This window comes from Streptomyces sp. NPDC006393, from assembly GCF_040628575.1.
In the GTDB taxonomy this organism is placed as follows: domain Bacteria; phylum Actinomycetota; class Actinomycetes; order Streptomycetales; family Streptomycetaceae; genus Streptomyces.
The window spans coordinates 18,285-38,218 of the sequence record NZ_JBEXZD010000082.1 but is presented as its reverse complement, the minus strand read 5'-3'; the positions used below and the strand labels follow the sequence as shown (position 1 = coordinate 38,218).

The following is a 19,934-nucleotide window of genomic DNA, read 5'->3' as shown; positions in this document are numbered from 1 at the left end:
CTCGAAGGTGAACGGCTCGGTGCCCTTGTTGGCCACCTTGATGTCCAGGCCGCCCTTGGCGCAGTCCTTCGCCGCGGACAGGGCGGGTATCGCGCTCGGCGTCCCGCGGGTCCGTCAGTCCGAGGCGACCGGCCCGGCGGTGCTCTCCCGGATCTGGAGCCTGGTGCGCAGCACCACGGTCTGCAGCGGTGCCGCGCTGCCCTCCATGCGCTGGAGCAGCAGATCGGCGGCGGCGCGCCCGAGCTCGTACGACGGCAGCTCCACCGCCGTCAGCGACGGCCGCACCAGGGACGCCCAGGGGACGTCGCCGAAGGAGAGCACGCCGACGCCGGGCGGGGTGCGGCCGGCCTCGTCCAGGGCGTCGAGGGCGCCGATGGTCATGAGGTTGTTGGTGACGAACACCGCGTCGGGCGGCTCGGGCAGGGCCAGCAGCTCGCGCATCGCCGCCCGGCCGCCCTCCACGCGGAAGTCCGCGTGCCGTACGTAGGTGTCGCCGGCCGCGATTCCCTCGCTCCGGGCCGCGTGCAGCGCCGCGCGGTAGCCGGCCAGGCGCTCCTCGGAGGTGGAGGCGCCCTCGGGTCCGGTGATACAGGCGATCCTGCGGTAGCCGGCGTGGAGCAGATGGCGGGTGGCCACCTCGCCGCCGTGCTGGTCGTCGGCCCGGACCGCGTCCACCTCGGCGTCGTGCGGCCGCCGGTCGACGGCGACCACGGGCACGCCCCGGGCGATGAGCGGCCCCAGGTCCGTGTCGTCCTGGGAGGCCGCCGCCACGATCACGCCCGCCATCTGCTCACCGAGCGCGACCTCCAGGTAGCGCCGCTCCTTGTCGGTGTCCTCGTCGGAGTTGCACAGCACCACCGAGAGACTTGTGCGCTGCGCGGCGTCCTCGACACCGCGGGCGAGCGAGGTGAAGAACGGGTTCTCGATGTCCGGGATGATCAGGGCGATCACACTGGAGCGCTGCTTGCGCAGGCTTCTCGCCAGCCGGTTGGGCGCGAAACCCAGTTCCGCGGCGGCCTGTTGGACGGACTGGGCGCGTTCCGGGGTGACCCTGCCGCCGTTGAACACACGCGAGACGGTCGCCGGGGATACTCCGGCGGCTCGCGCCACGTCATGGATCGTCACCACCTGTGTCCGCATCCTTTCACCGGGTCCGGGTTCCCACCCTACCCTGCTGCTGAAAAGGATTTCACCCCCGTATTGAGCGGGCCCGGCCGGAAACAGGCGGCCGTGCCGCCGCCACGGGATGCTGGAGGGAGGCGGGACGCGACGAGAGGGGCCGGGACGCGACGGGGCGGACGGCAGGGAGGCGATGGAGGTGATGGCCCTCGATCCGACGGACGGCGCCTCGGTGCTGGCCGCCTTCGGCGCCCTCGGGGTGCTCGTGGTGATCTTCGCGGAGTCGGGTCTGCTGGTGGTCGGCTTCTTCCTGCCCGGCGACACGCTGCTGTTCCCGGCCGGTGTGCTGTGCGCGGGCAGCGCCCAGCAGGCGCCCCGGCTCCAGCTGTGGCAGGTGCTGCTGTGCGCCGCCGTCGGCGCCGTGGCGGGCGGTCAGGTCGGGTTCCTGATCGGGCGGCACGGCGGACGGGCGCTGCTGGCCCGTTCCTCCCGTCGGCGGCTGCGGCGGGCGGCGGCCCGCGCGGAGCGGCTCCTGGCCCGCTACGGGCACGGAAAGGCCCTGGTCATCGGCCGCTTCATACCGATAGTGCGGACGGTGCTGCACCCGGCGGCCGGCGCGCTCGGCGTGCCCACGCGGACCTTCACCGTGTGGCAGGCGGCCGGCGGCCTGCTCTGGTCGCAGAGCCTGGTGCTGGCCGGATACGCCCTCGGCTCCTCCGTCCCCCAGGTCGACGACTACCTGCTGCCGCTGGTCGCCCTGGTCGTCGCCCTCTCCCTGCTCCCCCTGCTGGCCGAGGCCCGCCGCGGCCGCGGCGCCCGACGGGCCCGGGACCGCGCGCGGCCGGCCGCGCGCGAACACCCGCGCGATCACCCGCGGGAACACCCCGGCCGCCCCCGGCGTTGATCTCGTGCGACGGGAACGGAGGGCCGGACAGTGCACGGTGAGTACAAGGTGCCGGGCGGGAAGCTCGTCGTCGTGGACGTGGAGGCCGGCGACGGCGTGCTCCGGCAGGTGCGGGTGGCGGGCGACTTCTTCCTGGAGCCGGACGAGGCGCTGGACGCCGTGAACGGCGCGCTGGAGGGCGCCCCGGCGGACACCGACGCGGCGGGCCTGGCCGCCCGGATCGACGCGGCGCTGCCGTCGGGCACGGTGATGTACGGGCTGACCTCGGAAGGCGTCGCCATCGCGGTGCGGCGCGCGCTGGCGCACGCCACCGACTGGACGGACTACGACTGGCAGCTGATCCACGACGGCCCCCAGTCCCCCGCGCTGCACATGGCGCTGGACGAGGTGCTGACGGCCGAGGTCGCCGCGGGCAGGCGGCCCCCGACACTGCGCGTGTGGGAGTGGGCCGCCCCCGCGGTGATCATCGGCAGCTTCCAGTCGCTGCGCAACGAGGTGGACGCCGAGGGCGCCGCCCGGCACGGTGTCGAGGTGGTGCGCCGGATCTCCGGCGGCGGCGCGATGTTCGTCGAGCCGGGCAACACGATCACGTACTCGCTGTCGGTGCCCGAGGCACTGGTTCAGGGGCTGTCCTTCCAGGACAGCTACGCCTATCTCGACGACTGGGTGCTCGGCGCGCTCGGCGACATGGGGATCCGGGCCTGGTACCAGCCGCTGAACGACATCGCCACCGACCAGGGCAAGATCGCCGGCGCCGCGCAGAAACGGATCGTGGGACCCGGCGGCGGCCCCGGAGCGGTGCTGCACCACGTGACCATGTCCTACGACATCGACGCCGACAAGATGCTCGAGGTGCTGAGGATCGGCCGGGAGAAGCTGTCCGACAAGGGCACGAAGAGCGCGAGGAAGCGGGTGGACCCGCTGCGCCGGCAGACCGGGCTCGCGCGCGAGGCCGTCATCGAGCGGATGATCGAGTCCTTCGACGGCCGGTACGGACTGTCGGAGGGCAAGGTCACCGACGAGGAGCTGGCCCGCGCGGAGCAGTTGGCCCGGACGAAGTTCACGACACCGGAGTGGACGGCACGGGTGCCCTGACGCACGGACGCCCCCTCACGTGCCCGGGCGCCCCGACCGCGTAACCGCCCGTGCACGCAGCGAGTTCGCACTTCCGCCCCACAGGGACTCGTGTGACACTGTCGTACCGTCCATACTGTGGACGGCCTCCGCATCGTCCCCCACACGAGAAGTGCGCCGTGCGTGATCTTCCGCTGCCGCTCGCGCTCACCGCGCGGCTGACCCCGGTCGTCGTCCTGGCCTGTGCGGGCTGGGCGCTGACGTCCGGGCCGTTCGCGGCCTCGTCCGCCGACGGGCAACGGGCCGCCGGGCAGGACACCCACACCACCGACGCCGGGTCCTCCTCTTCGTCGTCCTCGTCGTCCTCGTCGTCCGGCTCGTCCGCGGCGCCCTCGTCGACCGCCGTGTCCAAGGCGTACGCGTCCGCTCCGGCGCCGTGCACCGCCATCGCCACCAAGACGATCAGCTCGCTGGTGCCGGGTGCGAAGACGGCGGGCAAGGAGATCCCGTCGACGGACACCACGGTGCGCCGCACCTGCTCCTGGAACGCGCTGAAGGGGTACGACTACCGCTGGCTCGACGTGTCCTTCGAGATCACGCAGTCGGACGCGGCGGCACAGAAGTCGTACGAGCAGCGCACCGCGGAGAAGAGCGGCGGCGGGGCGGTGCCCGACCTCGGGAACGCCGCCTACTCCGTCGTCAACCTCACCACGGAGGACAAGCAGCAGACCCGCGAGGGCGTGGTGATGGTGCGGGCCTCCAACGCGCTGGTGACCGTCACGTACAACGGCAGCGACTTCGAGACGAAGAAGGCGCCGGGCACGGACGAGATCAACAAGGGGGCCATCAAGGCCGCCCGGGAAGCGGTGGCCGCGCTGAAGGGCGGCCAGGAGAACTGACCGCCCGTCAGGCGATGGTCCAGGCCGCCCCGTGCCGGCTCGGGACCGGGCCGCCCGTCAGACGGCGGTCCCGTCCCGGGTGGGCGGGCGCATCAGCATGAGCAGCAGGTACAGCGCCATCGACGTGCCGAGGCCCACCGCCCAGCCGTAGTCGGCGAGCGGCTTCAGGGCCGGGATCGGGCGGCCGTCGATCAGCGGGTGGAAGTCCGCGCCGCCGATCGCGAGCACGCCGCCCGCCAGGAACGCCACGACCGCCCGCCAGTTCCAGCCGGCCGCGTACCAGTAGCGCCCGCCGGTGCGGTAGAGGTCGACGAGGTCGAGCCGGCTGCGGCGCAGTACCCAGTAGTCGGCGACGAGGATGCCCGCGACCGTGCCGAGCAGCCCGCCGACCAGGCCCAGCCAGGTGAAGATGTAGCCCTGCGGGTCGGAGTAGAGCTTCCACGGGCAGATCACCACGGCGAGCACGGCGGTGACCAGGGCGCCGGTGCGGAAACTCACCTTGCGGGGCGCGATGTTGGAGAAGTCGAACGCCGGGGAGACCAGGTTGGCCGCGATGTTCACCGACAGGGTGGCCACCAGCACGGTCACCAGCGCGTACAGCAGGCCGACCACGTTGTCCGTCTTGGCCGCCAACTGCACCGGGTCCCAGACCGGTTCGCCGTAGACCGCCTGGGAGCCGGAGGTGACCAGCACCGACAGGAAGGCGAACAGGGTCATGGTGGTGGGCAGGCCGAGCGCCTGGCCCCGGGTCTGCGCCTTCTGGCTCCTTCCGTAGCGGGTGAAGTCGGGGATGTTCAGCGACAGCGTCGACCAGAAGCCGATCATGCCCATCAGGGAGGGCGCGAACAGCTTCCAGAAGTCCGCTCCCCAGCCCAGTTTCGACGGCTGGTCGAACAGCGGGCCGAAGCCGCCGGCCTTGCTGCTCATCCACCCCAGCATCACGAACGCGCCGACGAGCACGAACGGCGCGGCCCAGTTCTCGAACCGGCGGATGGTCTCCATGCCCCGGTAGATCACGGCCACCTGGATCACCCAGAAGATCGCGAACGACAGCCACATCGTCCAGGCGTGGCCGCCGAACTCGGCGGCCTTCGACCAGCTGTCGCCGATGAGCTTCCCGGCCAGGAAGTAGATCGCCTCGCCGCCGATCCAGGTCTGGATGCCGAACCAGCCGCAGGCCACCAACGCCCGTACCACGGCGGGCAGGTTGGCGCCGCGCACCCCGAAGGAGGCGCGGGCGAAGACCGGGAAGGGGATGCCGTACTTGGGTCCCGCGTGCCCGGTGAGCAGCATCGGGACGAGCACGATCAGATTGGCCAGGGCGATGGTGAACACCGCCTGCTTCCAGTCCATGCCGACGGCGATCAGACCGGAGGCCAGGGTCCAGGAGGCCGTGTTGTGGGCCATGCCGACCCACAGTGCGGAGAAGTTGTACGTGGTCCAGGTGCGCCCGGCCACGGGGACCGGCAGCAGGTCCGCGTTGGCGTAGGGGCCGGTGGGCGGAGGAGTGCCGGGGGCGATCTCCACCCGCCCGTCGGCGAGGGTCACCTGGGCGGACGGCGATATGCCCCAGGGAGCGGTGTCGGTCATGGGCAGCCCAATCGGATGGCGACCGGTTATCTGGAGTTGACGACGGGAATGACCTCGCGGCCGTACGCGTCGATCACGGCTTCCTGCGCGTCGTGCATGTCGTACACGGCGAACTGGTCGACGCCCAGTTCGCGCAGCGCGTTCAGCTTCTCGATGTGCTTCTCGACCGGTCCGATCAGGCAGAACCGGTCGACGATCTCGTCGGGCACGAAGGCGGTGTCCGGGTTGCCGCTGCGCCCGTGGTGGGCGTAGTCGTAGCCCTGGCGGGACTTGATGTAGTCGGTGAGTTCGTCGGGTACGGCGGCGGAGTGCTCGCCGTAGCGGGCGACCAGGTCGGCCACGTGGTTGCCGACCATGCCGCCGAACCAGCGGCACTGTTCGCGGGCGTGGGCGAGCGCCTCGGGCGAGTCGTCGGCGGTGACATAGGCGGGGGCGGCGACGCAGATCGTCACCTTGGCCGGGTCGCGTCCGGCGGCTGCCGCCGCGTCCTTGACCGCCTTGACCATGTACTCGGTCAGATAGAGGTCGGCGAGCTGGAGGATGAACCCGTCGGCCTCCTCGCCGGTCATCTTCAGCGCCTTGGGGCCGTACGCGGCCATCCAGACGGGGAGTTCGGCGCCCGGCTGGACCCAGGGGAACCGGATCACCGTGCCGCCGAGGTCGGCCTCCTCTCCGCGGGCCAGGGCCCGGATGACCTTCATGGCCTCGCTGATCCGCGCCAGCGTGTTGGGTTTGCGGCCCGCGACGCGCATCGCGGAGTCGCCGCGGCCGATGCCGCAGACCGTGCGGTTGCCGAACATGTCGTTGAGGGTGGCGAAGGTGGAGGCGGTCACCTCCCAGGTGCGGGTGCCCGGGTTGGTGACCATCGGGCCGACCGTCAGGCTCTCGGTGTTCGCGAGGATCTGGCTGTAGATGACGAACGGCTCCTGCCAGAGCACGGCGGAGTCGAAGGTCCAGCCGTAGCGGAAGCCGTTGCGCTCGGCCCGCTGCATCAGGCTGATGACGTGCGAGGCCGGCGGGTCGGTCTGCAGGACGAGTCCGAAGTCCATGGCGTCCTTGGCCCTCTTCCTAGTTGAGGTACTGGCAGGTGGAGCGAGGCGTGTAGACGCCGTGGCCGGGCCGTCCCGTGTACTCCCGTTCGGTGATCACGGGCTCGCCGCGGGAGAGCACGGTCTCCACCCGGCCGGTGACGCGCCGGCCCTCGTAGGCCGAGTAGTCGACGTTCATGTGGTGGGTCTCGGCGGAGAGCACCTGCTCGGCGTGCGGGTCGTAGATGACGATGTCGGCGTCGGCGCCGGGGGCGATGGTGCCCTTCGTGGGGTACATGCCGAACATCCGGGCGGGGGTGGCGCAGGCGATCTCGATCCAGCGGCGGCGCGAGATGTGCCCGTCGACGACGGCCTGGTGGAGGAGGTCCATGCGGTTCTCCACGCCCGGCATGCCGTTGGGGATCTTGGAGAAGTCGCCCCGGCCCAGCTCCTTCTGGCCGCTGAAGCAGAACGGGCAGTGGTCGGTGGAGACCACCTGGAGGTCGTTGGTGCGCAGCCCCTTCCACAGCGCCGCCTGGTGGTCCTTGGGGCGCAGCGGCGTCGAGCACACGTACTTCGCGCCCTCGAAGTCGGGCTCGGCGAGGTTGTCGGTGGACAGGAACAGGTACTGCGGGCAGGTCTCGCCGAACACCGGCAGTCCCTCGTCGCGCGCTCTGGCCAGCTCGGCGACCGCCTCGCGCGCCGAGACGTGCACGACGTACAGGGGGGCGCCCGCGACCTGCGCCAGGCGGATGGCGCGGTGGGTGGCCTCGGCCTCCAGCAGGGCCTTGCGGACCTCGCCGTGGTAGCGCGGATCGGTCTCGCCGCGGACGAGCGCCTGCTCCACGAGGACGTCGATGGCGATGCCGTTCTCCGCGTGCATCATGATCAGCCCGCCGTTGTCGGCGGCGCGCTGCATGGCCCGCAGGATCTGGCCGTCGTCGCTGTAGAAGACACCCGGGTAGGCCATGAACTGCTTGAAGGAGGTGACTCCCTCCTCCACCAGCAGGTCCATCTCCTTCAGCGTCTCCTCGTTCACATCGGAGACGATCATGTGGAAGCCGTAGTCGATGGAGCAGTGCCCCTCGGCCTTGGCGTGCCAGGCGTCCAGGCCCTCGCGCAGGGAGTGGCCGACGCTCTGGATGGCGAAGTCGACGATGGTGGTGGTGCCGCCCCAGGCGGCGGCCCGGGTGCCGGTCTCGAAGGTGTCGGAGGCGTAGGTGCCGCCGAACGGCATCTCCATGTGGGTGTGGCCGTCGACCCCGCCCGGGATCACGTACCTGCCGGTCGCGTCGATGGTCCGTTCGGCGGTGAACGCCTCGGCGGCCGGGGTGCCGGAGGCCGCGAGGGCGGCGACACGGCCGTCCTCGATCAGGACGTCGGCGTGGATCTCGTCGGCGGCGGTGATGACGAGGCCACCGCGGATGACGGTACGGCTGCTCATGCTCCCTCTCCTGCCAGGTGGACGGTCGCGGTCACGGGGCGGTCAGCGGCGTGTAGGCCCCCGGCGCGCGGTCGCGGTAGAACTGCCAGCGGTCGCGGACCTCGCGCAGCTTGGCCAGGTCCAGGTCGCGGACGACGAGTTCGGTCTCCTTGTCGCTCGCCACCTCGCCAACGAACTGGGCCTCGGGGTCCACGAAGTAGGAGGTGCCGTAGAAGTCGTTGTCCCCGTACTCCTCGACGCCGACCCGGTTGATCGCGCCCACGAAGTACTCGTTGGCGACGGCCGCCGCGGGCTGCTCCAGCTGCCACAGATAGCCGGACAGGCCGCGCGAGGTGGCCGAGGGGTTGAAGACGATCTCGGCACCGGCCAGGCCCAGGGCGCGCCAGCCCTCCGGGAAGTGCCGGTCGTAGCAGATGTAGACGCCGACCTTGCCCACCTTGGTGTCGAAGACGGGCCAGCCGCTGTTGCCGGGGCGGAAGTAGAACTTCTCCCAGAATCCGCGGACCTGGGGGATGTGGGTCTTGCGGTACTTGCCGAGGTAGGAGCCGTCGGCGTCGATCACGGCCGCGGTGTTGTAGAGGACTCCGGGCTGTTCCTCCTCGTACATCGGCAGGACGAGGACGATGCCCAGCTCCTTGGCGAGCGCCTGGAAGCGCCGGACGATCGGGCCTTCGGGGATCTGCTCGGCGTACTCGTAGAAGGCCGGGTCCTGGACCTGGCAGAAGTACGGGCCGTAGAACAGCTCCTGGAAGCACAGGACCTGGGCGCCTTGAGCGGCGGCGTCGCGGGCGGCCTGCTCATGGACCTGGATCATGGATTCCTTGTCGCCGGTCCAGGCGGTCTGGAAGAGGGCGGCACGGATCACACGGCTCATCGGGACCTCCGCTCGTTCGGTGTGCGGGGTGTGCGGTGTCCGCAGAGCGTAGGAAGCCGGCGGGTCGGCTTTGAGGTGCACCGTGTCACGTCCGCGGGGGCGTGGCGTGCCACCGTGTCACTCCGGCTCCATCCCATGTCCCACCGCCGTTTTCCCACGTGGTGCAGCGTTCACCTGCTGTTTCACCACGTCGTGTCACTGCTGTTGCGCGTCGTGCGCGAGAAGGGCTATGTGTACCGAGGCGGCCTGTTCGAAGTCGTCGAGGTCCACCCCGAGGCGGGCCTGTATGGCCTCCAGGCGGCGGTAGAGCGCGGGCCGGGAGACGTGGTGGAGCTGGGCGGTGCGGGACTTGTTGCGGCCGGTGGCGAGGTAGGTGCGCAGCACGGCGAGCAGATCGCGGTCGGCCCGGCACAGCAGCCCGTTCAGCTCCCGCTCGGCGAAGGACTGCACATGCGGGTCGTCCCGCAGCAGCCGGACCAGGCCGCGCAGGTGCACGTCCCGCAGCCGCACGACGGCCGGCAGGTCGAGGGCGGGGGCGGAGTCCGCCACGGCGTCGGCGACGTGCCGGGCCTCGCGCAGCCCGGTGGGCACGTCGTCCCAGGCGGTGCGCGCGTCCGCGGCGGCGACGACCGCGCCGGCCCGGGGCGTCTCGGTACGCAGCCGGGCCGCGAAGTGCTCGGTGAGGGCGTCGGCGTCCTGGTCGCGGGCGAGGCTGAGCAGGACGGCGGTGGAGCCGTCGCCCTCACCGCCGATCCCGGCGACCAGCCCGCGCAGCCCCAGCAGCCGCAGCAGCCGGTCGAGTTCGGCGGGCTCGACGTCCCGTACCACGAGCGGCACGAACATGCGCCGGTTGACGGGCAGTCCGGCCGCCCGGGCCCGGGCCAGCAGCTGCCGCGCCGGTACGACCCCGCTGAGCAGGTCGGTCAGCAGGCCCTGCGCGGACTGCTCCTCCCAGGTGCGGCCCGCGGCGCCGCCGAGCATCCGGTGCAGGACGAGGGCCTCGGCGGCGCGGTCGGCCAGCAGCCGTCCGGTGGTGATGTCCCCGCGGTGCCCGCACAGCACGATCCGGCCCCACCGCTCGCCGCGCCCGCCGAGTTCGGCGCGGATCCAGCCGTCGCCCTCGCTGCCGCCCCCCGTGCCTGGACGGCCTGGATGGTTCCCCCATGCCTGCCGGGCGATGCGTTCCCAGTCGCGCAGCACGTCGTCCACCGCCGACCGCTCGCCCGCCGTGGCGAGGACGCGGTGGGCCAGGTTGGTGACGACGACGGGGCAGGCGCTGTGCTGGGCGATCTCGTCCAGCAGCGCCTGGAGCGGGGCGCCCGCGGTGATCAGCGCGGTCAGGGCGGTGCGTACGGACTCCGACAGGCTGACGGCGGCGAACTTGCGCCGCACCAGCCGGGACTGGACCTCCTCGGTCAGCTCGGCGAACGGGAACGGGCGGTGCAGGACCACCAGGGGCAGCCCGCACCGCTCGGCGGCCCGCCGCATCACGTCCGGCGGCCTGGGGAACGCCCGCCCCAGGCCCAGGACGACGGCGGCGGCCTCCGCGCGGTGCAGCGAGCGGATGTACTCGGCCTGCTTCTCCTCGTCGCCGGCGAGCAGCACTCCGGTGGTGAGCACCATCTCGCCGCCGTTGAGCATCACGCCGACGTCCGCCGCCTCCGCGACGTGCACCCAGCGCACGGGCCGGTCGAGCTGCCCGGCTCCGGCCACCACCTCGGGCTCCCCGGCGAGCACCCGTTCCAGGGCGAGCACCTGACGGACCGACAGGGGCGGTTCCGGGGAGTCCGGCGGGGCCGGGGGCCGGTCCGAGACGGTGGTCATGGCGACGTTCCCCTCTGCGTTTCAGGCTCGGTTGCCTCCGGGCGCCGCGGTGCCGGACGCGCGGTCGCCGCCGCGTCGGCGGTACGCACCCTCAGTACGCGGCGCGCAGCGCGCCTTCCAGGATCGCGGCGCCCTCCTCGGCCTCCGCGACGGTCAGGGACAGCGGTGGGGCGATGCGCAGGGCGCTGGTGTTGTGGCCGCCGCCCTTGCCGATGAGCAGCCCGCCCTCGCGGGCCGCCTCCAGCACGGCGGCGGCCGCCCGCGGATCGGCCTCGTCCGTGCCCGGCCTGGCCAGTTCCACGCCGATCATCAGTCCCCGCCCGCGCACCTCCCGTACGCCGGGCAGCCCGGCCGCGGCGGCCCGCAGCCGCTCGATGAGCATCCCGCCGACCCGCCGGGCGTTGCCCTGAAGGTCGTGCTCCACCAGGTAGTTGAGGTTGGCGAGGCCCGCGGCCATGGTGATCTGGGTGCCGCCGAAGGTGGAGATGCTGTTGGCGTCCAGGCAGTTCATGATCTCGGCGCGGGCGACGACCCCGCCGACGGACATGCCGTTGCCGATGCCCTTGGCGAAGGTGAGCATGTCCGGCGGCCCGCTGCGCCCGTGCGCCTGCCAGCCCCAGAAGTGCTCGCCGGTGCGGCCCCAGCCGGTCTGCACCTCGTCGGAGATCCACAGGATGCCGTGCTCCCGCAGCACGTCCCGGAAGGCGGCGTACAGCCCGTCCGGGGGCGAGGTGAAGCCGCCCACCCCCTGGATGGGTTCGGCGATCAGCGCGGCGGGCGCGCGGGTGTGGCCGAGGAGGTCCTCGAGGTCCTCCACGCAGGCCGCGACGAAGGCGTCGTCGTCCAGGTGGGCGAACGGGCCGCGGGTGCGGACGCCGCCGTGGACGTACAGCGTCTGGAGCGGGGACAGGGAGGTCGGGGACCAGCCGCGGTTGCCGGTGATGCCGATGGAGCTGAACGAACGGCCGTGGTAGCTGTTGCGCATGGCCAGGATCGTGTTGCTGCGCCGGTACGTCGTCGCCAGCAGCAGCGCGGTGTCGTTGGCCTCGGTGCCGGAGGTGGTGAAGAAGACCCGGGCGTCCGGGATGCCGCTGAGCTGGGCGATGCGCTCGGCGAGCTCCACCATGGGCCGGTTGAGGTACAGCGTGGAGGAGTGGATGATCCGGCCGGCCTGCTCGCTCACCGCCTTGGTGACCTCGGGCAGCGCGTGCGCGGTCATCGTGGTCAGGATCCCGCCGAAGAAGTCCAGGTACCGCTGGCCCTCGGCGTCCCACACGTACCGGCCCTCGCCGTGGGTGATCTCCAGCGGGTCCTCGTAGTAGAGGGCGAGCCAGTCGGGCAGGACGGCCCGGTGACGGTCGTACAGGTCGTTCACGGTGTGACCAGCCCTTCGTAGGCGTCGGGACGGCGGTCGCGGTAGAAGGCCCACTGCTGCCGGACCGCTTCGATGAGGTCGAAGTCGAGATCGCGGACGACGAGCTCCTCCTTGGAGTCACTGGCGACGTCCCCGACGAACTGGCCGCGCGGGTCGACGAAGTAGCTCGTCCCGTAGAAGTCGTTGTCGCCGTACTCCTCCTGGCCGACGCGGTTGATCGCGGCCACGAAGTACTCGTTGGCGACGGCCGCCGCCGGCTGCTCCAGCCGCCACAGGTAGGAGGACAGGCCGCGGTGGGTGGCGGACGGGTTGTAGACGAGCTGGGCGCCGTTGAGGCCGAGCTGGCGCCAGCCCTCCGGGAAGTGGCGGTCGTAGCAGATGTAGACGCCGACCCTGCCGACGGCGGTGTCGAACACGGGCCAGCCCAGGTTGCCGGGTTTGAAGTAGTACTTCTCCCAGAAGCCCTTGACCTGCGGGATGTGGTGCTTGCGGTACTTGCCGAGGTAGCTGCCGTCGGCGTCGATCACGGCGGCGGTGTTGTAGTAGAAGCCGGACTGCTCGACCTCGAAGACGGGGACGACGATCACCATGCCGGTCTCGCGGGCGAGGTCCCGCATCCGGCGCACCGTCGGGCCGTCCGGGACCGGCTCCGCCCAGCGGTAGTGCTCGGGCTCCTGGACCTGGCAGAAGTACGGCGAGTTGAAGACTTCCTGGAACCCGATGATCTTCGCGCCCTGGCGGGCCGCCTCACGGGCGTGCTGCTCGTGCTTGGCGAGCATGGACTCGGTGTCGCCGGTCCAGGTGGCCTGGACCAGGGCCGCACGGACGACGTTGGCCATGAGCTGCTCCTTCGACGTACGTCAGAGCCTGTGTCACATCCGCGCCCGGCCGGGGTGTGACACGGACTCCCAGCCTCTACGCCCGTAGAACGAGCCTAGAGGCACGAACGTAAGCCTCCCGGGCGGCCTTGCCAAGACCATCGTCGTGAACCCGCTGAGTCGATCGTGTTTCGCAACTCCTGTGGGTGAGTGCCGGCGGGTGCCGGGTGCGCGGGGCCGCTCGTCACACCTCGACCGGCGTGCAGCGCCCGACCAGCTCGTCCATCGACAGGCCGAGGGCGCGGGCCAGCGCGGCCACCGTGAAGAACGCCGGGGTCGGGGCCCGGCCGGTCTCGATCTTGCGCAGCGTCTCCGCGGAGATGCCCGCGCTCGCCGCGATCTCCGTCATGCTGCGGCCGCCGCGCGCCTCGCGCAGCAGCAGCCCGAGCCGCTCGCCGCGTTCGCGCTCTTCGGGGGTGAGTGGGGTGCGCACCATGCCGTCATTCTACGGCGAAGACCGGGATTCAAATACCGGTATAGTAATTGGCATGGTGGAACTGAAGACGGACGCATCGATCGACGCCATGTACGAGGCCGGCCAGGTCGTGGCGCGGACACTCACCGCGGTGAGCCGGGCCGCGGACGTGGGCGTCTCCCTGCTGGAACTCGACGAACTGGCACGTGAGGTGCTGCGCGAGGCGGGCGCCTCCTCCCCCTTCCTCGGCTACCGGCCGTCCTTCGCCCCGACCCCCTTCCCCGCCGTGCTGATCGCCTCCGTCAACGACGCGATCGTGCACGGCATCCCCACCCGGTACCGGCTGCGCGACGGCGACCTGCTCTCCCTGGACTTCGGCGCCGAGCTGGGCGGCTGGGTCGGGGACTCGGCCCTCAGCATGGTCGTCGGCCGGCCGCGCCGCGCGGACCTGAAGCTGATCGAGACGGCCGAGCGGGCGCTGGCCGCGGGCATCGAGGCGGCCGTGGTCGGCAACCGCATCGGCGACATCGCCCACGCCGTCGGCTCGGTGTGCCGTGCGGCCGGCTACGGCGTCCCGGACGGCTTCGGCGGCCACGGCGTGGGCCGCCGCATGCACGAGGACCCCGCCGTGCCCAACGAGGGCCGCCCGGGCCGGGGCCTCCCGCTGCGCCACGGCATGGTCCTCGCCATCGAACCCATGCTGATCGCCGGGGGCACCGACGGCTACCACGCGGCCCCCGACGGCTGGACCCTCCGCACGGACGACGGCTCCAGGGCGGCCCACGTCGAGCACACGGTGGCGATCACGGAAAGCGGCCCGAGAATTCTGACCGAGCGGTGAGGTGAGAGCCCTGGGGTCGCGGGGCCGTGCCGATGTGCGCCTGCCGCCGCGTGGGCGCCGCCGGCCCCGACGGAGCCGCACCCGCGCAAAAGGACGACCCCCGAGCTCGTGGGCGCCCGACGTGCCCGAGGAAACGGAACATGCAATCGTGGCATGAGCCCCACTTTTCCCGGTTACCCGGCGGGAGCCAACCGTCAGCGAAGGAACGGAAAACGATGACCAGCGGCTTCATCGGCCCGGAGGGCGACCGCGACCCCTTCGGCGAATTCTTCGCCCGCTTCTTCGGCGGCGGACCACGCCCCGGTCCGCGGCACGTCGACATCGGCAGGCTGCTCAGCCAGCCCGCCCGGGAGCTCGTCAAGGGCGCGGCGCAGTACGCCGCCGACCACGGCAGCCGGGACCTGGACACCGAGCACCTGCTGCGGGCGGCGCTCTCCACCGAGCCCACCCGCAGCCTGCTCAGCCGGGCCGGCGCGGACCCGGACTCGATCGCCTCGCAGATCGACGAGCGCTCGGGTCCCGTCCACGGCCCGGCGGGCGAGGCCCCGCCGCCGACCTCCCTCTCCCTCACCCCGGCCGTGAAGCGAGCCCTGCTGGACGCGCACGACATGGCGCGGGCGAGCGGCGCCGGATACATCGGCCCCGAGCACGTGCTCAGCGCCCTGGCCGCGAACCCGGACTCGGCGGCCGGCCACATCCTGAACCAGGCGCGGTTCGCCGCCTCGGGGATGCCCCCCGAGGCTCCGGAGACCACCGCGCCGCCGAGGGCGGAGCGGCAGCGGACCACGACGACGCCCACCCTCGACAAGTTCGGGCGGGACCTCACCGACCTGGCCCGTCAGGGGCGCATCGACCCCGTGATCGGCCGTGACCAGGAGATCGAGCAGACCATCGAGGTCCTCTCCCGCCGCGGCAAGAACAACCCGGTGCTGATCGGTGACGCGGGCGTCGGGAAGACGGCCATCGTGGAGGGGCTGGCGCAGCGGATCGCCGACGGGGACGTGCCCGACATCCTGATCAACCGCCGGGTGGTGGCCCTGGACCTGACGGGCGTGGTCGCGGGCACCCGCTACCGGGGCGACTTCGAGGAGCGGCTGAACAACATCGTCACCGAGATCCGGACCAACTCCGAGCGGCTGATCGTCTTCATCGACGAGCTGCACACGGTGGTCGGCGCCGGCGGGGGCGGCGAGGGCGGGTCGATGGACGCGAGCAACATCCTCAAGCCCGCCCTGGCCCGTGGCGAGCTGCACGTCGTGGGCGCGACCACGCTGGAGGAGTACCGGCGGATCGAGAAGGACGCGGCGCTGGCCCGGCGGTTCCAGCCGATCCTGGTGCCCGAGCCGTCCGTGGCGGACGCCATCGAGATCCTGCGCGGGCTGCGCGACCGTTACGAGGCGCACCACCAGGTCCGCTACACCGACGAGGCGCTGGTGGCCGCCGTGGAGCTGTCCGACCGGTATCTGACCGACCGGCGGCTGCCGGACAAGGCGATCGACCTGATCGACCAGGCGGGCGCCCGGGTACGGCTGCGGGCGCGGACCAAGGGCACGGACGTACGGGCCATGGAGCGCGAGGTCGAGCAGCTCACCCTGGACAAGGACCAGGCGGTCGCGGACGAACAGTACGAGCAGGCCACGCAGTTGCGTGACCGGATCGCCGAACTGAAGCAGCGGATCTCCGAGGCCGGCGGGGAGGAGGAGGCGGACGAGGGCCAGCTGGAGGTCACCGCCGAGTCCATCGCCGAAGTGGTGTCCCGGCAGACCGGCATCCCGGTCAGCAGCCTCACCCAGGAGGAGAAGGAGCGGCTGCTCGGCCTGGAGGAGCATCTGCACCGGCGGGTGGTCGGCCAGGAGGAGGCCGTCGGCGTGGTCGCCGAGGCGGTGCTGCGCTCCCGTGCCGGGCTGGCGAGCCCCGACCGGCCGATCGGCAGCTTCATGTTCCTCGGCCCGACCGGCGTCGGCAAGACGGAGCTGGCCAGGGCGCTGGCCGAGGCGCTGTTCGGCAGCGAGGACCGGATGGTCCGCCTGGACATGAGCGAATACCAGGAACGGCACACCGTCAGCCGGCTGGTGGGCGCCCCGCCCGGGTACGTGGGTCACGAGGAGGCCGGTCAGCTCACCGAGGTGGTGCGCCGGCACCCGTACTCGCTGCTGCTGCTCGACGAGGTGGAGAAGGCCCACCCGGACGTGTTCAACATCCTGCTCCAGGTGCTCGACGACGGGCGCCTGACCGACTCCCAGGGCCGCACGGTGGACTTCACCAACACCGTGATCGTGATGACCAGCAACCTGGGCTCGGAGGTCATCACCCGGCGCGGCGGCGCCGGAATCGGTTTCGGTCCGGGCGGCGCCGACGCGGACGAGGAGGCGCGGCGCGAGCGGATCCTGCGCCCGCTGCGGGAGCACTTCCGGCCCGAGTTCCTCAACCGCGTCGACGAGATCGTGGTCTTCCGGCAGCTCACCGCCGAGCAGTTGCGGCAGATCACCGACCTGATGCTGGAGCAGACCCGTCGGCTGATGCACGCGCAGTCCGTCGCCGTCGAGTTCACCGACCGGGCCGTGGACTGGCTGGCGCAGCGCGGCTTCCAGCCGGAGTACGGCGCCCGTCCGCTGCGCCGCACCATCCAGAAGGAAGTCGACAACCAGCTGTCCCGCCTCCTGCTGGACGGCCGGGTCGGCGAGGGCAGCAGCGTCACGGTGGACGTGGAGGACGACCGGCTGGTGTTCCGCACCGAGGACCGGGAGCCCACGGCCGCCCCCGCCGAGTGAGGGCCCTGCGGCCTGCCGGGCAGGGCCCGCGGCTCTCCACGGCGCCGGGTACGCCCACCATCGTCTACGGCGCCGGCTGCGCCCAGCCCCTAGGGCGCCGGATGCACCACCATCGCCGAGCCGCCGCCGCGCCGTACCTTCTCCGCCGCGGCCAGCCACTCGCCGTTCGGCAGGCGCTGTACGCCGGTGGCCGCACCGATCTCCGGGTTGAGCTTGAAGGAGTGGCCGATGGCCTCCAGCTGCTTCCTCAGATCGCTGTCGTAGAGGCCGGGTTCGAGTTCGGTCTGGGCGGCGTTGCGCTGGCTGGCGCGGGGCGCGGCGATCGCGTCGACCAGCGGGAGGTGCCGGTCGAGGAAGCCGGTCAGGGTCTGGAGCACGGTGGTGATGATGGTGGCGCCGCCGGGCGAACCCAGCGCCACCACCGGCCGGTTGTGGGCGTCCAGCACGATCGTCGGGGAGATCGACGAGCGCGGCCGCTTGCCCGGGCCGGGCAGGTTCGGGTCGTGCACGGCCGGGTTGGCCGGCGCGAAGGAGAAGTCCGTCAGCTCGTTGTTGAGCAGGAAGCCCCGGCCGGGCACGGTGATGCCGCTGCCGCCGGTCTGTTCGATGGTGAGGGTGTAGGAGACGACGTTGCCCCACCGGTCGGCGACCGTCAGATGGGTGGTGTTCTCACCCTCGTACGTCGTCGGGGCCGCGGTGCCCCCGGTGCCGCAGGCCGCGGGGTGGCGCGGGTCGCCGGGTGCGAGCGGGCTGCTGAGGACCGCGTCGTCCTTGATCAGGCAGGCGCGGGAGTCGGCGAACCGCTGGGAGAGGAGTCCCGCGGTGGGCACCTCCTCGAAGGCGGGGTCGCCGACCCAGCGCCCGCGGTCCGCGAAGGCGATACGGCTCGCCTCGATGAAGTGGTGCAGGTACTGCACCTCGCTCGCCTTGGAGAGGTCCGTGCTCTCCAGGATGTTCAGCGCCTCGCCGACGGTGGTGCCTCCGGAGGAGGACGGCGCGATGGAGTAGACGTTCAGGCCGCGGTAGGACGCCCTGGTGGGGGCCTGGAGCTTGGCCCGGTAGGCCGCGAGGTCCTTCTCGGCGAGCTTGCCGGGGCGGGCGTTCCAGCCCGAAGCCGGGTCGACCGGCGGGTGGTTGACGGTCTCGACGATGTCGTCGCCGATGTCCCCGCGGTAGATCACGCCGGTGCCCTTGCGGCCCAGCTCCTCGTAGGTGCGGGCGAGTTCGGGGTTCTTGAAGGTGGAGCCGACGACCGGGAGCCGGCCGCCCGGCAGGAACAGCTTCGCGGTGTCCGGGAAATAGCGGAAGCGGGTCTCGTTCGAGGCCGTCTGCGAACGGAAGGTGTCGTCGACGGTGAAGCCGTCGCGGGCGAGCCGCTCGGCGGGCTTCAGGACCGTACCGAGCCGCCTGGTGCCCCACTCGTCCAGCGCCTTCTGCCAGGTGGCGGGGGTTCCCGGCGTGCCCACGCTCAGTCCGCTGCTGACGGCGTCGTTGAAGGCGAGCGGCTTGCCGTTCTCCAGGAAGAGATCGGAGTCGGCGGTCAGCGGCGCGGTCTCACGGCCGTCGATGGTGTGGACGGTGCGGGTGCGGGCGTCGTAGTAGACGAAGTAGCCGCCCCCGCCGAGGCCGGAGGAGTACGGCTCGGTGACGCCGAGGGCGGCCGCGGTGGCGACGGCCGCGTCCACGGCGTTTCCGCCCTTCTTCAGCACCTCGATGCCGGCCGCCGAGGCGTCCTGGTCCACGCTGGCGACGGCGCCGCCGTAGCCGACGGCCACGGGGACCTTGGGTGCCGATCCGGGCCTCGCGCCCGGTCCGGGCTCGGCGTGGCCGGGGTGCGCGGTGGGTGGCGCCGCGGCCCCCACCGAGACCACGGCGGCCGAGACCGCGAGAACAGCCAGTTTCCGAGCGACAGGGCGACGCATCCGCACCTCCTGGGAAGGGCCGTTCACGCAGCCTAATCCATCACCATGGCCACGTCAGGTCAGCGTGGAAACCGGTTTCGAACACGGGTTTGCGTTCGCCCGCTAGCATGCGCGCCCATGAATGACGACGTGCGCAACATCGTCCTGGGCCTCATCGCGGCCGGCATCAGTGCCGCGCTCGGCTGGCTGACCCGCACCTACCTGTGGAAGCGGAAGCTGCGGCGCAAGCAGGGGTTCTTCGGGCTGCCGGAGAACTCCGAGTCGCTGCTCGTGGTGAACCGGAACGCCTCCGGACCCGAACTGGCGGTGATGCGCCACGATGTGTTCGCGCTGCTGGAACTCGCCGCACTGATCAAGGAGTGCCGGGCCCACGCCCAGGTGCTGCCGCACGACACCGCACGTCAGGGCTTCGGTGAGCGCACCGAGTTCTGCGTCGGCGGCCCGGCCTCCAACCGCCGTACGGCCGCGCACCTGGGGTCCCTGCTGCCCGGTGTGCAGGTGAATGTGGATGCCGAACCGGGGCCGGACCGCGGCGCCTTCCAGATCGGCTCCGAGCGCTATCGGCTGGAGACCGGCCGGGCCGAGTACGTGCTGCTCGCCCGGCTCACCGTCGGCGACAGCCACGGCAACCGGCCGGTGTTCCTCTTCTGCGGTCAGACCGCGATCACCAACCAGGCCGCCACCCGCTACCTCGCCCGCAACCACGAGCGGCTGGCCCGCAAGCACGGCAGGAGTTCCTTCGTCCTGCTGCTGAAAGTGGTGAACCCCCAGGCGTACGGACCGGACGTGGTCGAACTGGTCGCGGACGTGACCCGGGCGGCCCAGACACCGCTGCCGTCACCGGAACCGTCGGCCGATACGTCGTCGAGCACTACCCGTCCGGCGCGCAGCTGACCTTCTGCTCACCGGCGGACGACGCGTCTCAGCTGTCCGTCCCGCCGCGCGAGCAGTGATCTCCGGCTGCCGCCGGCCGGGT

Annotated in this window: 16 protein-coding genes; 6 read left to right on the top strand and 10 right to left on the bottom strand. The window is 71.8% G+C overall.

Features of this window, described 5'->3' with window-relative positions; genetic code table 11:
- Positions 1-114 precede the first annotated feature (114 nt).
- Positions 115-1,128, bottom strand: coding sequence for a LacI family DNA-binding transcriptional regulator (locus tag ABZ484_RS27610; RefSeq protein ID WP_358868625.1), 1,014 nt, complete (start codon positions 1,126-1,128; stop codon positions 115-117).
- Positions 1,129-1,318: 190 nt separating this feature from the next.
- Between ABZ484_RS27610 and ABZ484_RS27605 the strand changes: the two genes are divergently transcribed.
- The 3 genes from ABZ484_RS27605 (at position 1,319) to ABZ484_RS27595 (ending at position 3,996) form a co-directional block, all read left to right on the top strand.
- The gene (locus ABZ484_RS27605) at positions 1,319-2,023 is read left to right on the top strand and encodes a DedA family protein (protein WP_358868628.1); all 705 of its coding nucleotides are present in this window, start codon (positions 1,319-1,321) and stop codon (positions 2,021-2,023) included.
- Positions 2,024-2,053: 30 nt separating this feature from the next.
- Positions 2,054-3,118, top strand: coding sequence for a biotin/lipoate A/B protein ligase family protein (locus tag ABZ484_RS27600; RefSeq protein ID WP_358868624.1), 1,065 nt, complete (start codon positions 2,054-2,056; stop codon positions 3,116-3,118).
- Between the two features lie 158 nt (positions 3,119-3,276).
- Complete coding sequence (locus ABZ484_RS27595) at positions 3,277-3,996, top strand: hypothetical protein (protein ID WP_358868623.1); 720 nt, start codon at positions 3,277-3,279, stop codon at positions 3,994-3,996.
- A 57-nt stretch (positions 3,997-4,053) separates the two neighbouring features.
- Here ABZ484_RS27595 and ABZ484_RS27590 read toward each other — a convergent pair whose 3' ends face one another.
- The 8 genes from ABZ484_RS27590 to ABZ484_RS27555 all read right to left on the bottom strand — a co-directional run bounded on the left by ABZ484_RS27590 (position 4,054) and on the right by ABZ484_RS27555 (position 13,445).
- Positions 4,054-5,586 (bottom strand): NCS1 family nucleobase:cation symporter-1, encoded by a 1,533-nt coding sequence (locus ABZ484_RS27590; RefSeq protein ID WP_358868622.1) that lies wholly within the window; start codon positions 5,584-5,586, stop codon positions 4,054-4,056.
- Positions 5,587-5,612: 26 nt separating this feature from the next.
- On the bottom strand, positions 5,613-6,635 hold the full coding sequence (locus tag ABZ484_RS27585; RefSeq protein WP_358868621.1) for a TIGR03842 family LLM class F420-dependent oxidoreductase: 1,023 nt from the start codon (positions 6,633-6,635) through the stop codon (positions 5,613-5,615).
- 19 nt (positions 6,636-6,654) lie between these two features.
- Entirely contained in the window at positions 6,655-8,058 is a 1,404-nt protein-coding gene (hydA, locus tag ABZ484_RS27580; RefSeq protein ID WP_358868620.1) for a dihydropyrimidinase, read from the bottom strand.
- A gap of 31 nt (positions 8,059-8,089) precedes the next feature.
- A complete protein-coding gene (locus ABZ484_RS27575; RefSeq protein ID WP_189899866.1) occupies positions 8,090-8,932 on the bottom strand; it encodes a nitrilase-related carbon-nitrogen hydrolase in 843 nt (280 codons plus the stop codon).
- A 195-nt stretch (positions 8,933-9,127) separates the two neighbouring features.
- Entirely contained in the window at positions 9,128-10,756 is a 1,629-nt protein-coding gene (locus tag ABZ484_RS27570) for a PucR family transcriptional regulator (protein ID WP_358868619.1), read from the bottom strand.
- A 91-nt stretch (positions 10,757-10,847) separates the two neighbouring features.
- A complete protein-coding gene (locus tag ABZ484_RS27565) occupies positions 10,848-12,131 on the bottom strand; it encodes an aspartate aminotransferase family protein (RefSeq protein ID WP_358868618.1) in 1,284 nt (427 codons plus the stop codon).
- Positions 12,128-12,970, bottom strand: coding sequence for a nitrilase-related carbon-nitrogen hydrolase (locus ABZ484_RS27560; RefSeq protein ID WP_358868617.1), 843 nt, complete (start codon positions 12,968-12,970; stop codon positions 12,128-12,130). Before ABZ484_RS27560 ends, ABZ484_RS27565 begins: the two co-directional genes overlap by 4 nt.
- Before the next feature lie 223 nt (positions 12,971-13,193).
- Positions 13,194-13,445, bottom strand: coding sequence for a helix-turn-helix transcriptional regulator (locus ABZ484_RS27555; protein ID WP_316744700.1), 252 nt, complete (start codon positions 13,443-13,445; stop codon positions 13,194-13,196).
- A 52-nt stretch (positions 13,446-13,497) separates the two neighbouring features.
- Here ABZ484_RS27555 and map point away from each other — a divergent pair, with 52 nt between their 5' ends.
- Together map and ABZ484_RS27545 are read left to right on the top strand one after the other, a co-directional pair.
- Positions 13,498-14,265 (top strand): type I methionyl aminopeptidase, encoded by a 768-nt coding sequence (map, locus tag ABZ484_RS27550; RefSeq protein WP_358868616.1) that lies wholly within the window; start codon positions 13,498-13,500, stop codon positions 14,263-14,265.
- A 215-nt stretch (positions 14,266-14,480) separates the two neighbouring features.
- Positions 14,481-17,036: an ATP-dependent Clp protease ATP-binding subunit gene (locus ABZ484_RS27545; protein ID WP_358868615.1), complete on the top strand. Its 2,556-nt coding sequence runs from the start codon at positions 14,481-14,483 to the stop codon at positions 17,034-17,036.
- 89 nt (positions 17,037-17,125) lie between these two features.
- Here ABZ484_RS27545 and ggt read toward each other — a convergent pair whose 3' ends face one another.
- On the bottom strand, positions 17,126-18,958 hold the full coding sequence (ggt, locus tag ABZ484_RS27540; protein ID WP_358868614.1) for a gamma-glutamyltransferase: 1,833 nt from the start codon (positions 18,956-18,958) through the stop codon (positions 17,126-17,128).
- A gap of 117 nt (positions 18,959-19,075) precedes the next feature.
- Here ggt and ABZ484_RS27535 point away from each other — a divergent pair, with 117 nt between their 5' ends.
- Positions 19,076-19,852, top strand: coding sequence for a hypothetical protein (locus ABZ484_RS27535; protein WP_358868613.1), 777 nt, complete (start codon positions 19,076-19,078; stop codon positions 19,850-19,852).
- Positions 19,853-19,934: the final 82 nt, after the last annotated feature.

Coding starts and splice junctions, on each gene's coding strand:
- ABZ484_RS27590 (WP_358868622.1), bottom strand. CDS start 5,586: ATGACCGACACCGCTCCCTGGGGCATATCGCCGTCCGCCCAGGTGACC.
- ABZ484_RS27585 (WP_358868621.1), bottom strand. CDS start 6,635: ATGGACTTCGGACTCGTCCTGCAGACCGACCCGCCGGCCTCGCACGTC.
- hydA (WP_358868620.1), bottom strand. CDS start 8,058: ATGAGCAGCCGTACCGTCATCCGCGGTGGCCTCGTCATCACCGCCGCC.
- ABZ484_RS27575 (WP_189899866.1), bottom strand. CDS start 8,932: ATGAGCCGTGTGATCCGTGCCGCCCTCTTCCAGACCGCCTGGACCGGC.
- ABZ484_RS27570 (WP_358868619.1), bottom strand. CDS start 10,756: ATGACCACCGTCTCGGACCGGCCCCCGGCCCCGCCGGACTCCCCGGAA.
- ABZ484_RS27560 (WP_358868617.1), bottom strand. CDS start 12,970: ATGGCCAACGTCGTCCGTGCGGCCCTGGTCCAGGCCACCTGGACCGGC.
- ABZ484_RS27555 (WP_316744700.1), bottom strand. CDS start 13,445: ATGGTGCGCACCCCACTCACCCCCGAAGAGCGCGAACGCGGCGAGCGG.
- map (WP_358868616.1), top strand. CDS start 13,498: ATGGTGGAACTGAAGACGGACGCATCGATCGACGCCATGTACGAGGCC.
- ABZ484_RS27545 (WP_358868615.1), top strand. CDS start 14,481: ATGACCAGCGGCTTCATCGGCCCGGAGGGCGACCGCGACCCCTTCGGC.
- ggt (WP_358868614.1), bottom strand. CDS start 18,958: ATGCGTCGCCCTGTCGCTCGGAAACTGGCTGTTCTCGCGGTCTCGGCC.
- ABZ484_RS27535 (WP_358868613.1), top strand. CDS start 19,076: ATGAATGACGACGTGCGCAACATCGTCCTGGGCCTCATCGCGGCCGGC.